Below are 14960 nucleotides of genomic sequence, written 5' to 3' on the forward strand. Positions count from 1 at the left end.
TTTTTTGATTTTCGGTCGATTATCTCTAAAATTTCATTAAAAACTCTTGATTTTACGTCTTTTAAAACTAAATTTGCCTATCATTGCGCTAAAAATTTACTAGGATTTTCGTGTTTATCAAGGGCTTTTTTTCAAACAGCATCGGCATCATGGTTTCGCGAGTTTTAGGGCTCGTGCGCGACTTGCTCACGGCTTCTACTTTGGGCGCGGGCATTTATAGCGATATATTTTTTATCGCGTTTAAGATACCCAATTTATTGCGCCGTATCTTTGGCGAGGGGGCCTTTGCCAACGCTTTTTTGCCAAATTTTACTAAATCAAATAAAAAATCGCTCTTTAGCGCCGAGATTTTTCTTAGATTTCTAGCCTTTATCGGCATTCTCACGCTTTTGGTAAATTTATTCGCTCCGTTTTTTACCTCCGTTATCGCCACGGGCCTAGCGCCCGGCGACATAAACGAAGCCGTCCCGCTCGTAAAAATCAACTTCTACTACCTAGCGCTCATCTTTGCCGTTACTTTTTTAGCCTCGCTTTTGCAGTATCGCGGGCACTTTGCAACGACGGCGTTTTCGACCGCTTTGCTAAATTTAGCCATGATCGGCTCTTTAGTTTTAGCTCGCGGACAGGAGCCTAAGGTCGCGGCTTATTATTTGAGTTTTGGCGTCGTGGTAGGCGGCGTTTTGCAGCTCATCGCGCACCTTATCGCGCTTAAATTTAACGGCATCTCAAAGCTCTTTTTCGGCGGCCTAGTTAAATTTGCTCGCGGCAAAAGAGCCGATACGAAAGGATTTTTTAGCAACTTTTTTCACGGTCTAGTCGGATCGTCCGCGATGCAGCTAAGCTCGTTTATGGATACGTGGCTGGCGTCGTTTTTGGCGGCTGGATCGATCAGCTATCTTTTCTATGCCAACCGTATTTTTCAGCTGCCTTTAGCGATATTTGCGATCGCGCTCTCAACCGCGCTTTTTCCCAAAATCACGCGCCAGATCAAGGCAGGGAGCGAAGCCGAAGCTCTAAAATGGATGCGAAAAAGCTTTGAAATTTTATATTTTTTGCTCTTTGCGGCGGCCATCGGCGGCATCGTTTTGGCCCAGCCTATCATCAAGCTGCTTTTTGAACGCGGAAGCTTCACGGCATCCGATACGGCGGCGACCGCGAGCGTTTTGGCCGCCTACATGATCGGACTTTTGCCATTTGGACTTGCTAAACTTTTTTCGCTTTGGCTTTATGCACATTTACAGCAAAAGCTAGCCTCCAAAATCGCCGTTATCACGCTTGCTTTTAACCTCGTTTTAGCCGTTGCTTTGATGCAAATTTACGGTGCGTTCGGACTAGCACTTGCTAGCTCGCTGGGCGGGTTTTTGACGCTGGCTTTAAACGTCAAATTTTTTGGGATAAGGAAATTTTTAGCTATAATCGAGCCTAAAAAATTAACGCTTTTAAGCGCGGTTCTGGCTTTAGAGGCGGTAATTTTGATATTTTTAAGGAAATTTTTAGATGCAAATTTTTGATAGCGTAAAGAAAAAAAAAGTAGAATTTGAGCCCGTAAAAAGCGACTTTGTACGCATTTACGTCTGCGGGCCGACGGTTTATGACGATGCGCATTTGGGACACGCTAAAAGCGCGATTAGCTTTGATTTGCTTAGACGCACGCTAAGCGAGCTTGGCTACAAGGTCAAATTCGTGCGAAACTACACCGATATCGACGATAAAATTTTAAAGAAAATGGCTGAGAGCGGCGAGAGTTTAGAAGCGATCACGGATAGATACATCGCAAGCTACGAGCGCGATATGGGCGCGCTTAACGTGCTTGAGCCAGACGTCAAGCCAAAGGCGACGCAGACGCTAAAAGAGATGACAGAGTACATCGAAATTTTGCTAAAAAACGGCTTTGCTTACGAGATCGAGGGCGACGGCATATACTTTGATACGGCAAAAGACGCGCAGTATCTGAGCCTTAGCGGTAAATTTGACACCGAAGCAAACGTCGCTCGCGTGGCTAGTAACGACGAAAAAAAGGACGAAAAAGACTTCGTGCTATGGAAATTTGACGAGAAATGGTACGAAAGTCCGTTTGGCCGTGGGCGACCCGGCTGGCACACCGAGTGCGTCGCGATGATAAAAAAGCACCTAAGCAGCGGCGAAAAATTTGAGATAGATATCCACGCGGGCGGGCTTGATTTGCTATTTCCTCACCACGAAAACGAGGCCGCGCAGTGTCGCTGCGCCGAGCATAAAAGCCTGGCTAAATACTGGCTACACAACGGCTTTATCCAAGTAAATAACGAAAAAATGAGCAAGAGCCTAGGAAATAGCTTTTTCGTTAAAGACGCGCTAGAGCGAAATTTGGGCGAAGCGGTGAGATTTTATCTGATCTCTAGCCACTACAGAGCGAATTTTAACTTTAGCGAAGACGATCTAAACGCGGCAAAAAAGCGCTTAGATAAAATTTACCGCCTAAAAAAACGGGTTCTTGGCGCGGCGGCAAATTTGAGCGCGAACGAGAAATTTAAGAGCGAGTTTATGTCTGCGATGGGGGACGATCTAAACACCTCAAAGGCGCTTGCTAGCGTAGACGAGTTCGTCCGCAGCGCAAACGACGAGCTAGACGCAAACCCTAAAGACAAAGCCAAAAAAGGCGAAATCGCGGCAAATTTGGAGCTGATAGCGCGCGTGCTAGGTATCTTGCAAGTGGACGTGTTTGAGTATTTTCAGTTTGGCGTGAGCGACGAAAAGCGAGCCTACATCGAAGATCTGATAAATCAAAGAAACGAAGCCAAAAAAGCCAAAAACTACGAGCTATCGGATAAAATCCGCGATATGCTAGCCGCAAACGGCATCAGCCTCATGGATACTCCAAACGGCTGCATGTGGGAAAAGATATGAAGCAGATGAGCCTAAAAGAGGTCTTGCGGCGGTTTGCGCCATATTTTAGGGATTATATTTCGTATTTTATCATCGCCATCGCCGGCATGCTGATGGCTAGCGGCGGCACTGCGGCGTCGGCGTGGGTGATCGAGCCGGTGCTAAATAAAATTTTCATCGAAAAAAACAAAGACCTGCTTTATCTTTTGCCCTACGCTATCATCGCGATTTACTTTTTAAAGGGGCTTGGCACGTTTTTGCAGGCCTATTTTACGGCATATATCGGGCAGGATATCGTGAGGAGATTTCGAGAGAAGTTGCTAAAAAACCTGCTAAATTTGGATATGAAGTTTTTTAACGATTACCGCACGGGCGAGCTAATCAGTCGAAATATCAACGACATCGACCGCATCAGAAGCATCGTTAGCTCCATGATCCCCGAACTCATCCGCGAGGCTATCACGATCGCGGGACTGCTTTGCGTCGTGCTTTATCAGAGCTTGCAGCTTGCGTTTTTTGCGCTAGTTATCATGCCTGCAGCAGTCTATCCGCTCTCAAGACTCGCAAAAAAGATGAAAAAAATCTCCCGCGCCTCGCAGGAAAAGACCTCCGACATCAGCTCAAAGCTGAGCGAAATTTTTACCAATATCGAAATCATTAAAGCAAACAACGCGCAGGAGTTTGAGCACGCCAAATTTACCGACGAAAACGCTAAATTTTTCAATCTAAATTTAAAAAGCGTAAAAGTAAACGAGATGGTAAGTCCGATGATGGAGATTTTCGGCTCCGTGGGCGTCGCGGCGGTCGTCATCATCGGCGGCAAAGAGGTCATAGACGGAAATTTGACGATGGGAAGCTTCTTTTCTTTCCTAACCGCTCTTTTTATGCTTTATACGCCTATTAAGCGCATTTCAGGCCTTTATAACAAGATGCAAGACGCTGTGGTCGCGGCAGAGCGAACCTTTGAGCTCCTTGATAAAGAGCCTCAAATTTTAAGCGGCGACAAACCCGTGCCGGCTGAAATAAATTTGATAAATTTTAAAGACGTCAGACTAAACTACGACGATAAAGAGGTGCTAAAAGGCATAAATCTAAGCGCGAGCAAGTCCCAAACCGTAGCGCTTGTGGGTAGTAGCGGCGGCGGAAAAAGCTCGATTGTAAATTTGCTCATGAGATTTTACGACGCAAACGGCGGAGCGATCGAGATAAACGGCGAAAATATCAAAAATTTTGATCTCGGTTCGCTTAGACAAAATATCGGCCTAGTGACCCAGCGAGTCTATATCTTTAACGACACGGTCGCAAACAACGTCGCCTACGGCCGCGAATACGACGAAGCCAAGGTCGAACTCGCGCTAAAAACGGCAAATGCGTATGATTTCGTGTCAAATTTACCCCAGGGCGCGCAGACCGTTTTAAATGAATTCGGCACCAATCTCTCGGGCGGCCAGCGCCAGCGTATCGCCATCGCCCGTGCGCTCTACGACGATCCGCAGATTTTGATATTTGACGAGGCCACGAGCGCTCTGGATAACGAAAGCGAGCAGCAAATAACTAAAGCTATCGCGAATTTACAAAAAGAAAAGATAATATTTATCATCGCACACCGCCTAAGCACGGTGCAAAATGCAGATAAAATAGCCGTTATCAGCGGCGGAAAAGTGGTCGGTTTTGATACCGACGAGGCGCTTAGCAAGAGCTGCGAAATTTACGCGAAACTAAAAGGCGAAGCCCTTGTTTAAGCCTAAATTTGATAAAATCGCTCAAAATTTAAGGATAAAATTTGAATTACGAAACGCTAAAATCCATATTTTTTAAATTTGACCCCGAAACCGCTCACAAAATCGTAGAAAAAACGCTAAGTATCTCAGACTGCGTATTTCCGGGCCTTTATAACATCGCCGCCAAAAACTGCGTCGTCACGGACGCGGCTCTTTCGCAAAATTTGCTCGGAACTAGCTTTTTAAATCCCGTAGGAATCGCCGGCGGCTTTGACAAAAACGCCACCATGCTACGCCCGCTAGCCGCGCTCGGGTTTGGGCACGTGGAGTTTGGCACCGTGACGCCAAAACCGCAAGAGGGCAACGCAAAACCGCGCCTTTTTCGCCTCATCGAAGAAGAGAGCATACAAAACGCGATGGGCTTTAACAACGAGGGCGCAGACGCCCTTGGCGCGCGCGTAGGCAAGCTCTATCCGTTTGCGATACCGCTTTTTGCCAACATCGGTAAAAACAAAATCACTCCTAATGAAGAAGCCATAAAAGACTATGAAATTTTAGTCGCTAAATTTAACGAAATTTGCGACTGCTTCGTCATCAACGTCTCATCGCCAAACACCCCAAACCTACGCGAACTACAAGAAGAAAGCTTTATAAAAGATCTATTTGCGCGCCTATCGCCGATCGCAAAAAAGCCGATAATCTTTAAAATCGCGCCCGATATGGACGACAATAAGGCCGTGCAGATCTGCAAAACGGCCGTAGAAAGCGGCGCAAAAGGCGTCATCGTAAATAATACGAGCATTGATTATTCGCTATCAAAATCTGCGAATTTACAAAATTTCGGCGGGCTAAGCGGCAAGGTCATCGCCAAGCGCTCGCGCGAGCTTTTTAGCGCGGTTGCTAGCGAGCTTTACGGTAAGACGGTTTTGATCGCAAGCGGCGGCATAGACAGCGCCGAGGAGGCATACGCACGCATAAAATCGGGCGCAAATTTGGTTCAAATTTACACCTCCTTTATATTTAAAGGCCCAAACGTCGCAAAACAGATAAACGAAGGTATTTTAAAGCTTTTAAAAGAGGATAATTTCGCCTCGATTAGCGAAGCGGTGGGCTGCGATATAAAAAACAAAATTTAAGGAAATTTATGCTTATAAAATACTCCAAAACAAAGCTCAAAAACGGCTTTGAGATCTATCATATCCCCGCTAGCAAGGGCTCTAGCGTCATCAGCGTGGACGTGTTTTACCGCGTAGGCTCGCGAAACGAAACCATGGGCAAAAGCGGTATCGCGCACATGCTAGAGCACTTAAATTTTAAATCCACGAAAAATATGAAAGCGGGCAAATTTGACGAGATCGTAAAGGGTTTTGGTGGCGTAAATAACGCTAGCACGGGCTTTGATTATACGCATTATTTCGTCAAATGCTCAAAAGGCAACCTAGACGAGGCTCTTAGACTCTACGCCGATATAATGGAAAATTTGAGCCTAAAAGATAAAGAATTTCAGCCCGAGCGCGACGTCGTGACCGAGGAGCGCAGATGGCGCACGGACAACTCTCCGATCGGCTTTTTGTACTTTACGCTCTTTAACGTCGCTTTTAGCTATCACCCGTATCACTGGACTCCGATCGGCTTTATCGGCGACATCAGAAACTGGACGATAGATGATATTAAAGATTTTCACGAGACGTACTATCAGCCGCAAAACGCGATGCTTCTAATCAGCGGCGATATCGATAAAAAAAGCGCGTTTGAGCTAGGTAAAAAGCACTTTGAACACATAAAAAACAAAAAACCGCTACCAAAACTCCACTGCATCGAGCCTGAGCAAAACGGTGCAAAAAGAGCTGAAATTTACAAGGATAGCGAAGTAGAGATGCTAGCGCTTGCCTTTAAAATCCCGCCGTTTAATCACGAGGATCAGCCCCGTCTGGGCGCGCTAGCCGAGTATCTAGGCAGCGGACAGAGCTCGGTTTTACAGCGCGTTTTGATAGATGAAAAATGCCTCGTAAACAGCGTAGACGTCTATAATATGAGCAATATCGACGAGAGCTTGCTCATCGTACTAGCCGTTTGTAATCCTGGCGTCAAGGCCGAGGCTGTAGAGGAAGAGATCTGGCGTGTGCTAGAAAACGCAAAAACGCAAAAAATAGACGAAGACGAAATAACTAAGATAAAAAATAGCTTAAAAAGCGATCTAATTTACTCGCTAGATAGCGCGTCGAAGGTTGCGAATTTATACGGCAGTTATCTAGTTAGAGGCGATATAAAGCCGCTTCTTGAGCTGCCTGAAAAAACAGCCGCGCTAAAACCGGTCGATCTAAACGAAATTTGCAAAAAATACGCGAGAAAAGAAAAATCCACGACGATCATCCTAAGAAAGGAAAAAAGTGAATAAAGAAGCAATAACGGGCGCTATGACGGCGCTGATTACGCCTTTTAAAGACGGCAAGCTAGATGAAATCGGTTATGAAAAGTTAATCAAAAGACAAATCGCAAACGGCATCGACGCGGTCGTACCCGTAGGCACGACGGGCGAGAGCGCGACATTAACGCACGATGAACATAGAATCTGCATCGAGATCGCCGTAAATACCTGCAAAAACACGGGCGTAAAAGTGCTAGCAGGCGCTGGTAGTAATGCCACTCACGAGGCGGTAGGCCTTGCAAAATTCGCGCAAGATCACGGCGCAGACGGTATCCTCTCGGTAGCACCATACTACAACAAACCGACGCAAGAAGGCCTATACCGCCACTACAAAGCGATCGCCTCAAGCGTCGAAATCCCGGTGCTACTCTATAACGTGCCGGGTCGCGTGGGCGTAGATATCCAGCCGTGCACGGTTTTTAGACTGTTTAAAGAGTGCGAGAACGTTTACGGCGTAAAAGAAGCCACCGGCAGCATCGAGCGCTGCGTCGACCTGCTCGCGCACGAACCCAATCTATCCGTCATCAGCGGAGAGGACGCGATAAACTACCCTATCCTCTCAAACGGCGGCAAGGGCGTGATCTCGGTTACGGCAAATTTGCTCCCTGACGAAATCTCAAATTTGACCCACTTTGCGCTAAAAGGCGAATTTGCGCGCGCAAAAGCCATAAACGACGATCTTTATGCGGTAAATAAAATAATGTTTTGCGAGAGCAACCCGATCCCCGTCAAAGCCGCGATGTATATCGAAGGGCTCATATCAAGCCTCGAGTACCGCCTGCCGCTTTGCGAGCCGAGCGCCGAAAATCTCAAAAAAATCGAACAAACCATAAGACAATATAATATAAAAGGATTTTAATGAACTGCGAAAACGAATTTAAAGGCAAAACTCTAGTAATCAGCGGCGGAACGCGCGGCATCGGACGCGCCATCGTAGAAGAATTCGCCGCAAAGGGCGTAAATATCGCCTTTACCTATAACTCAAACGAAGAGCTAGCCAAAACCCAAGCCGCCGAGCTTGAAGCGACGTACGGCATAAAAGCCAGAGCCTACGCGCTAAATATACTAGAACCAGAGACCTACAAAGATCTATTTTTAGAGATTGACGCAGACTTTGACCGCATCGATTTTTTCATCTCAAACGCTATCATCTCGGGTCGTCCGGTCGCAGGCGGATATACGAAATTTATGAAACTTCGCCCTCGCGGTATCAATAATATTTTCACGGCGACCGTAAACGCATTCGTAGTCGGCGCGCAAGAAGCCGCAAAACGCATGGAAAAAACGGGCGGCGGCAGCATCATCTCGCTTTCATCGACGGGCAATCTAGTTTACATAGAAAACTACGCAGGCCACGGCACTGCAAAAGCTGCGGTAGAAGCTATGGCGCGCTATGCGGCGACCGAGCTTGGCGAAAAAAATATCCGCGTAAACGTCGTTAGCGGCGGCCCGATCGAGACGGACGCGCTTAGGGCTTTTACGAACTACGAAGAAGTGCGCGACAAAACGGCCGAGCTAAGCCCGCTAAACCGCATGGGTCAGCCCGCAGATATCGCCGGCGCATGTTTGTTTCTTTGTAGCTCAAAAGCTAGCTGGGTCACGGGCCACACATTCATCATCGACGGCGGTACTACGTTTAAATGAAAAAAGCAAATTTAGCCTGCGCTCCTTTGCCGTTTGCTCGCATTTCGGGTAAATTCGGCGGTACAAATTTAACGCGTTTGCAGGCTAAATTTGAAAATTTAAAATTTACAAACAAATTTTGCGGTGCGGACGGTTCTTTTAAATTTGATCAAAATTTGAAAGAGTCGAAATGTTTTTTGCCGTTAAATTTAAATCCAAAATCACTCAAATTTAAAGAAGCGCCGAGTAATTTTAAGCAAAGCGCAAATCCGCGACCGACAAAAACAAACAAAATGCGAGTCGGCAAATTTTACGCGGGCTTTAGCACCGAGCCGTCAAATTTTAAACTCCGAAATCAAAAAGAAAGAACAAATAAATGAGCCTAAATTTACCAAACGCCCTAGCCTTCCTGCGCGTATTTCTCGCACCCCTGATGTTTTGGCTGCTACTTAGCGTAAATTCCTTTTCAGGCGTGCACGTTAGCTGGATGAACTACTTTGCCGCGCTTGTATTCGTGATCGCTAGCGTCACGGACTTTTTCGACGGATTTATCGCGCGCGCGTGGGATCAAAAGACCAAGCTTGGAGCCGTGATCGACCCGCTTGCGGATAAGATGCTAACTCTGGGCGCATTTTTAGGACTCATGATGATAGACCGCGCGAGCCCGTGGGCCGTGTATCTCATCCTCGTTCGCGAGTTTTTTATCACGGGATTTCGCGTCGTGATGGCCGGCGATGGCGTAGAGGTCGCCGCATCGATGGCGGGCAAGGTCAAAACCGTCTGCCAGATGGTTGCGATCGGCTTCTTAACCATGCAGTGGCCTTTTGGCGAGTTTTTGCTCTGGCTTAGCGTTGCACTGACGCTGTATTCGGGCTTTGAGTACGTCGCGGCTTATATAAAAGCGACGAAAAAGAGCTAAATTTAGCGCGGACGGCTTTTATTACCGAGCAAAAAATACGCGATTTTCAAGTCGGTGCGAGAAGCTTTTACGCAAATTTAAAGACGAATTTTTAAGCTCGGCGACGCGGCTAGCATAAACTAAAAGTAAATTTAAAACAAAGAGAAAATATGAATCACGGACTAAAAGATATCATCGTAGAACGAACGCAGAGCCTAGAACCCGAGCTCAAAAAACAAGCCCGAAAACTAAATCAAAAGATAATCGACGTCAGCTTTTACCACAACGCTAAAAATTTAGCCAAAATCGGCGAGGTTATGAGCGAAGAGCTAGGCGAGTTTTTGCTAGGCTGCGCGCTAGACTACGATAAGACGCGCGAGGGTAAATTTGGCGCGAGCGATAACGATTTAGAAACGTTGCGCGGAGTTTGGAGCGCGTTTAGCTTTTCGCGTAAACCCGAAATTTTAGACTATCTTAGCTCTCAGGCGCGCCGCAGCATAGCGCATCGCTCGTTTGCGCACAGGTATATTTTCGAGATTTTACGCCTGCAAGAAAAGGCCGGCCGCGCTCACCCGCTGCTTGGCGAGCTTTACGAGTATTATGACGCGCTGCGAGAAAAGCTGCCCGTTTACGAGCTTTTGCGCCGCATAGGCGCGACGCCTGCTGATCCTTATGATTTTGAGTTTATACTAAACGCCGTAAATTTGGGCTACTGGTTTAGCAACGAGTATCTAGGGCAGGATGAGAAAAAGCGTAAATTTCACTTGCAGATCCGCATTTTTGCGCCGTTTATAAACGACAAAACCTTTGATATACAAATCAGCAACGACGACGTTCCCAGTGCGTGTATCGACTTTGACGACGATGGCGTGAGCTTTTTACAGCAAGTAGCGCCGGATGCCTTGCCCTACCCCGACATTTTAGATTTAAAGCCTTTTATCGCGAGCGTAAAGTCGCATTTTGGGATAGAATTTGATCTCGCAAATAAAGACAAAACCGCCCTAACCGCCGGCAAAGGGCTAAGCAGAGCCAAAATTTTAGCCTGGCTAAATGAGGTTTTTAGCTAAATTTACGCTCTAAAATTAGCCTGGTTTGCGCTCAAATTTGACGCGCGGTAGAAGGGCGGCTTATGGTAAATTTACGCCGAATTTTAAAGCCGCTCGCTTGCTTTTACGTTAAATTTAAAGCGATTTAATGCAGCTTAGTACGGCGGCTTGCGTTAAATTTAGCGGATAAATTACAACTCGTTTGCATTTTAGGACGTTTCGCGTCGAGGCTTGACGGCCTCGCCTTATTGCTTTGTACAGAGTTTGCCGCGGTATCTCGCGTGCGATGGGCGCGGTATCTGAGGAGCTTGACCGAGCCTTACCGCACGGCGGATAAATTTGCGATATTTTTACGCTTAAGAAGTCTTGGTCGATTGTGCGCGGAGCGTATTTGCAGCGCTTTACGCCTGCTAGGCGAGCTATTTTGCGCATTTTTATTTGCGAGATTTTGCCGCGAGATGCTTTTATCAGGGCAAATGCCGCCGCCTGCTTTTGCTGTTTTGCTTTACCGCGCCGTTTATTTTCATTTTAGTTGCAGTCTGATTGCTCTATTTTGCCGCGCGGCTTAGACTTTTACGATTGCTTGCGGCTACTATTTCCTATAAATTCGGCTCCATCTGGCCGAGAACCTTTTACGTGCCGTATCGTTCGCGCCTTTTTGGCCGTCCGTCCACAGGCTTAGCTAGACTGCGCCATACCTGCGCCTTTATGCTTTGTTTGGGTTATTTTTATATGGCGTTCGGTCTAAGATTTCGTCTTTATGCAAATTTACGGGCTCGCTCTCACCGTCGTTTGCTCGCGTCTTTGTTGTCTTTGCTTAGCGGTCTTGGCTGCTTGCTAGTTTCGTTAAATTTATCCCGAATTTTGCCGCCGTTGCCTAGCGCTATTTTTTGCCCCTACGCTGCGTTAGCCTATTTACCGCTCTTAAATCAGCTCGCGCGTCTAGTTTTATCTTAGTTCCTACTCCGCATACACCGTTTATTCGGTTTTTAGCTTCCCAAACGTCGCTAACCTCGCTTGCGGCTTTTCGCGTAGGCGCTTTTTCTCATCTGCCCATCCATAGGCTTAGCTAGAACTAGCCCTACCCGAGCTTTCGCGACCTAAAATTTAACCCCGTCCAGTCGCGCGCCGCGCTGATTCGTTTTGCGTAAATTTGCCCGCCGCAAATGCCGCGCAAACGGCTCTTGACCGCGGTTTCAAGCGGAGTTTTATAAAATTTCGCTAAAATCGCGTTTAAAATCTACTTAAAAGGCAAATTTTGAAAGGAATTATACTTACCGCCGCTATCCTTGCGGTCGGGCTTTATGCGTATTCGTGGCACTTTTTGATCACGGTTTTGGTGATTAGCTTTCTTATATTTTTTCACGAGCTTGGCCACTTTCTCGCCGCTCGCATGCTAAAAGTCGGTGTTCTAAAATTTAGCGTAGGCTTTGGGCAAAACGTCTACTCAAAAACCGTCGGCGGTACCGAGTACGCCGTGGGCTCGATACCCCTTGGCGGCTACGTGAGCCTAAAAGGACAAGAGGACGCCAAACCTGGACTAAAAAACGAGGATGCCGACAGCTACACGAGACTCAGCCCTCTTGGACGCATTTTCATCCTTTTTGCCGGACCGTTTTTTAACTTCGCTTTGGCGTTTTTTATCTTTATCGCGCTCGGACATATCGGGGTTGAAAGGCTTGCTCCGATAGTGGGCAAAGTACTGGAAAACTCAGCCGCGGCTAGTGCTGGACTGCAAAAAGGCGATAAAATTTTAAACATAAACGGCATAAAAATCAGCGAATGGGACGAAATAAGCAAAAACGTAAATTTAACCTCCACGGCGGTCACGCTCGAGCGCGCGGGCGAAATAAAAACGATAAATTTGACGCCTAAAATCGGGCAGAGCGTGACGATATTTGGCGAAAAGATAGAAAAACCGCTCATCGGCATTTCGCCTTCAGGCGAGGCCGTCACGATACGAAATACCGGCTTTAGCTCGCTCAAATTTGCGCTCGTTGAGACCGTAAACGCCTCAAAGCTCATATTTACGGGGCTTGAAAAGCTCATCGTAGGCATCGTGCCGCTAAAAGAGATGGGCGGAATCATCCAGATCACCGACATCACCTCAAAGGCCGCAGGCATCGGCGTCTCGACCCTACTCATCATCGCAGCGCTGATCTCGGTAAATTTAGGCGTGCTAAACCTGCTGCCTATCCCCGCGCTTGACGGCGGACACATATTTTTCAACCTTTACGAGCTGATTTTCCGCCGCGAGATGAACGAAAAAGTCTATATCGGCCTCACTTACTGCGGCTGGGCGTTTTTGCTCTGCCTGATGGCGTTTGCGACCTTTAACGACGTAATGCGCCTAAGCGGAGCTGGACAATGAAACTAGCGCAAATTTTAGAACGCATAGAAAATGCGCGCACGGGCGAGGCCGTGAAGCTAATCGCCGTGAGCAAAAACGTAACGACTAAAGAGGTTTTGGAGCTTTTTAGGCAAGGGCAAACGAGCTTTGGCGAAAACCGCGTGCAAGAGCTCAAAAATAAGAGCGAAATTTTAAGCAATTTGCCGATCGAGTGGCACTTCATCGGGCGACTTCAAAGCAATAAAATAAATCATCTCATAGCGCTCAAACCCGCTCTTTGGCAAAGCTGCGAGAGCGTAGAGGCCGCGCTTGCGGTAGATAAGAGGCTTGCTTGTGAGCTGCCTTGCCTGCTACAAATAAACTCCGCGCGCGAAGACACGAAACAAGGTATCTTGCCCGAGGCCGCCGAGACTGCGTTTTTACAAATCGCGCAGGAGTGTAAATTTTTAAAACCCGTCGGCGTGATGAGTATCGGCGCGCACGTAGAGGACGAGAAGGTCGTGAAAAAAAGCTTTGAGACGACGCGTAAAATTTATGAAAATCTGCAACCTCGCGGCGCGCAAATTTGCTCGATGGGTATGAGCGGGGATTTTGAGCTAGCGATAAAATGCGGCTCGAATATGATTCGTTTGGGGTCGATTTTGTATAGTTAAAAGGCTAAAATATGGAAAAACGAAGAGATGAACTTGAGCTGCTATTTTTAAAAAATAAGCAGAGTAACAAAAACACTAATCCCCTTCCGATAATAGTTGATATAATCGGACTTATTGCCGGCTTTTTAACTCTATCTTTTGTTGCTCCTTATGATGATAGGGATGCAGTTGGATTTAAAATTTTAATACTTACCGATATCATTATATGTCTCATCTACGGCTTGATACCAAAACTACGAAACTGTAAATATTTTGTGCTTTTTGGTATTTTGATATTTATAAATTTTTTACTTCTATGCAACGTTGAAGGCTGGAATGAGGGGAGCGGGAGCGGAACATACTATTACGTATACTTTTTCAAACCGGCTAGCGATATGCTGTGGGGCTTGTTGTTAATATCCGCATTTTTATTTTTGATACCGATAGCCCTGTATATTTCGTTTCTACACTTTTTGTCTAGGGCGACTTACTACCTATCAAATTACGACAAATTTAAAACAAAAAATCAAGAAAAAACAAAGGACTAATAAATGGGCTACGACGTGAGCTATCATCCGATCAACAAAAACGAGATCAAGCAGTGGTATTTTGACGCGTTAAAAAGCGCGAGAGAGGGCGACTGGTCGGTTGCGGAAAAGCTTGCAAAAGAGTACGACATAGAGGATTTTTACGCGCAAAAATACATCGATACTCTTAAAATCGCGCTTGAAACCAAGGATGACGAGAGCTTTGCGCTCGGTCACGGCTACATACTCGCCGCCGTGCAGGGATTTTTTAGAAAATACTTCTACACGCGCGGCACGGCGTTTAGCTTTTTGGCGCAGGAGCATAGCGAATTTAAGCGGTATCTAAGCGACATAAGCGGCGTTATACCGCCTGAAATAAAAGCTAAATTTACCGGCGAATTTGACGGAAGCTACTCATCGGGCGCGTTTATAAGCGCGGCAAATTTGGCTAAATTTTGGCAGGACTACAACGCAGGCGGCGAGATCAAGCGTAAAACGGACGAGTTTTACGCGCAAAATTTGCCCGCATTTTTGAGCGCGGTTAAATTTAGCGTAGAAAACGGCTACGGACTGCTTGAGGCAACCGACGTAATAGTGCCAAATCCGCTTGATCTAAACAGCTCCGAGTGCTACTCAAACCTTTTTAACTGCGACCCCGAAGGCGCGCTTATCTACGCCGACACGGCGGCTCGGCAACTAAGCGAAGCGATGAAGCTGGATAAAAAGAAAAACGAAAGCGATAAAAACGAAGGCTCAGGCGGCTTTTTGGGCGCTATAAAGAGGCTTTTTGGCAAGTAAATCACATAGGTCAAACATTAGATTTCGTAAAAATATTCGGGATGTTAAAAACTATTTTAGAAAATCAAATCA

The 14960-nt window shown here is 46.6% G+C and carries 14 protein-coding genes; all 14 read left to right on the forward strand.

The genetic code is table 11. From position 1 onward, the window contains the following. Positions 1–110: 110 nt before the first annotated feature. The 14 genes from murJ (at position 111) to Q0218_RS08415 (ending at position 14888) form a co-directional block, all read left to right on the forward strand. Positions 111–1511 (forward strand): murein biosynthesis integral membrane protein MurJ, encoded by a 1401-nt coding sequence (murJ, locus tag Q0218_RS08350; protein WP_297968594.1) that lies wholly within the window; start codon positions 111–113, stop codon positions 1509–1511. Then, complete coding sequence (gene cysS, locus Q0218_RS08355) at positions 1498–2886, forward strand: cysteine--tRNA ligase (RefSeq protein ID WP_297968597.1); 1389 nt, start codon at positions 1498–1500, stop codon at positions 2884–2886. The genes murJ and cysS overlap by 14 nt, the downstream gene beginning before the upstream one ends. Further along, positions 2883–4607 (forward strand): ABC transporter ATP-binding protein, encoded by a 1725-nt coding sequence (locus tag Q0218_RS08360; protein ID WP_297968662.1) that lies wholly within the window; start codon positions 2883–2885, stop codon positions 4605–4607. The genes cysS and Q0218_RS08360 overlap by 4 nt, the downstream gene beginning before the upstream one ends. A 41-nt stretch (positions 4608–4648) precedes the next feature. Beyond that, positions 4649–5722, forward strand: a complete 1074-nt coding sequence (locus tag Q0218_RS08365; RefSeq protein ID WP_297968599.1) for a quinone-dependent dihydroorotate dehydrogenase — start codon at positions 4649–4651, stop codon at positions 5720–5722. A gap of 8 nt (positions 5723–5730) precedes the next feature. Next, positions 5731–6984: a pitrilysin family protein gene (locus Q0218_RS08370; protein WP_297968602.1), complete on the forward strand. Its 1254-nt coding sequence runs from the start codon at positions 5731–5733 to the stop codon at positions 6982–6984. Further along, positions 6977–7873: a 4-hydroxy-tetrahydrodipicolinate synthase gene (gene dapA, locus Q0218_RS08375; protein WP_297968605.1), complete on the forward strand. Its 897-nt coding sequence runs from the start codon at positions 6977–6979 to the stop codon at positions 7871–7873. The genes Q0218_RS08370 and dapA overlap by 8 nt, the downstream gene beginning before the upstream one ends. Continuing rightward, complete coding sequence (locus Q0218_RS08380; RefSeq protein ID WP_185898859.1) at positions 7873–8658, forward strand: enoyl-ACP reductase; 786 nt, start codon at positions 7873–7875, stop codon at positions 8656–8658. The genes dapA and Q0218_RS08380 overlap by 1 nt, the downstream gene beginning before the upstream one ends. Next, on the forward strand, positions 8655–9017 hold the full coding sequence (locus Q0218_RS08385; RefSeq protein WP_297968611.1) for a hypothetical protein: 363 nt from the start codon (positions 8655–8657) through the stop codon (positions 9015–9017). The genes Q0218_RS08380 and Q0218_RS08385 overlap by 4 nt, the downstream gene beginning before the upstream one ends. Then, a complete protein-coding gene (gene pgsA, locus Q0218_RS08390; RefSeq protein ID WP_297968614.1) occupies positions 9014–9556 on the forward strand; it encodes a CDP-diacylglycerol--glycerol-3-phosphate 3-phosphatidyltransferase in 543 nt (180 codons plus the stop codon). Before Q0218_RS08385 ends, pgsA begins: the two co-directional genes overlap by 4 nt. 149 nt (positions 9557–9705) lie before the next feature. Further along, complete coding sequence (locus Q0218_RS08395; protein ID WP_297968617.1) at positions 9706–10602, forward strand: hypothetical protein; 897 nt, start codon at positions 9706–9708, stop codon at positions 10600–10602. A 1237-nt stretch (positions 10603–11839) separates the two neighbouring features. Continuing rightward, the gene (gene rseP, locus Q0218_RS08400; protein WP_297968620.1) at positions 11840–12952 is read left to right on the forward strand and encodes an RIP metalloprotease RseP; all 1113 of its coding nucleotides are present in this window, start codon (positions 11840–11842) and stop codon (positions 12950–12952) included. Then, entirely contained in the window at positions 12949–13584 is a 636-nt protein-coding gene (locus Q0218_RS08405; RefSeq protein ID WP_297968623.1) for a YggS family pyridoxal phosphate-dependent enzyme, read from the forward strand. Before rseP ends, Q0218_RS08405 begins: the two co-directional genes overlap by 4 nt. A gap of 11 nt (positions 13585–13595) precedes the next feature. Beyond that, positions 13596–14111 carry a hypothetical protein gene (locus Q0218_RS08410; protein WP_297968626.1) on the forward strand — a complete coding sequence of 172 codons (516 nt, stop codon included), beginning with the start codon at positions 13596–13598 and terminating at the stop codon, positions 14109–14111. Between the two features lie 3 nt (positions 14112–14114). Then, positions 14115–14888 carry a hypothetical protein gene (locus Q0218_RS08415; RefSeq protein WP_297968629.1) on the forward strand — a complete coding sequence of 258 codons (774 nt, stop codon included), beginning with the start codon at positions 14115–14117 and terminating at the stop codon, positions 14886–14888. Positions 14889–14960: the final 72 nt, after the last annotated feature.

It is taken from the genome of uncultured Campylobacter sp., assembly GCF_938039245.1.
Lineage (GTDB): Bacteria > Campylobacterota > Campylobacteria > Campylobacterales > Campylobacteraceae > Campylobacter_A.